Source organism: Pseudomonas sp. PAMC 26793, from assembly GCF_000313235.1.
Lineage (GTDB): Bacteria > Pseudomonadota > Gammaproteobacteria > Pseudomonadales > Pseudomonadaceae > Aquipseudomonas > Aquipseudomonas yamanorum.
This window is the reverse complement of sequence record NZ_AMXG01000001.1, coordinates 1-1001: the sequence shown is the minus strand read 5'-3', so window position 1 is coordinate 1001 and position 1001 is coordinate 1. Positions and strand designations below refer to the sequence as shown.

Annotated in this window: 1 tRNA gene and 1 pseudogene; both read left to right on the top strand. The window is 56.5% G+C overall.

Going from position 1 to position 1001, the window contains the following annotated elements:
- The first annotated feature begins 53 nt into the window (after window positions 1-53).
- Window positions 54-138, top strand: a tRNA-Leu gene (locus D109_RS0100015).
- Between the two features lie 112 nt (window positions 139-250).
- Window positions 251-1001: pseudogene (locus D109_RS1000000134765) on the top strand (IS3 family transposase); the annotation flags it as partial.

The following is a 1001-nucleotide window of genomic DNA, read 5'->3' as shown; positions in this document are numbered from 1 at the left end:
GATTGTTGTGATCCGCAGTACAGTAGCAAGATAGTAGTAACAAGCAGCACAATGCCCACGTGGCGGAATTGGTAGACGCGCATGGTTCAGGTCCATGTGCCTTCGGGTGTAGGGGTTCGAGTCCCTTCGTGGGCACCATTACCTAATTCGCAAAAAAGCCGCAAACTTTCACGAGTTTGCGGCTTTTTTCATTCCAGTGACCCATCCTGGAATAAGTTGACACTTTTTCGATGCAGAGAAGGAGTGTCAAATGGAACAAGGGTTTAGGCGCAGCCAGCGCGATTACAGTCTGGCTTTTAAATTGAGCGTTGTCGAGCAGGTGGAAAAAGGCGAGATGACGTACAGGCAGGCGCAACTGCGCTACGGAATACAGGGTCGGTCGACAGTTTTGGTATGGTGTCGTAAACACGGCCTGCAGGATTGGACGCATCCACGGGGCCGAAGCCAACGGAGCGCGATGATGACAGACAAGCCGAGCAAGCCACTGACGCCAGAGCAACGCATCAAGGAGTTGGAGCGTCAACTCAAGGAAGAAAGACAGAAATCCGCGCTGTTCGAAGCGGTTCTCGACGTCCTGCGTGACGAGTACGGGGTGCCGGTAAAAAAGCCTTTGGGCAGGTCATCGCGCGCAAGCAAGTTGAAGGATTAAGCGTCGAGCGGGCCTGCCGCTGTGTCGGCATCAGCCGCCAAGCCTATTACCAGCGCCGTCAGCGTGAGCGACAGTGCCTGGACAGGGCACAAACTGTCGTCAAGCTGGTGCAGCCGATACGCCTGCGCCAGCCGCGCATCGGCACGCGCAAGCTGCATAGCATGCTCGGTGCAGCCTTTTCCCGGGAAAATATCAAAATGGGGCGCGATGGGCTTTTTGATATCTTGCGGCAGGAGCGGCTGCTGGTGCAACCGCAGCGGGCCTATCACAAGACCACGAACAGCCATCACCGCTTCCGGCGCCATCCGAACTTGCTCAAGGAGGGACCGGGGCAAGTGCTTGCCACGCAGCC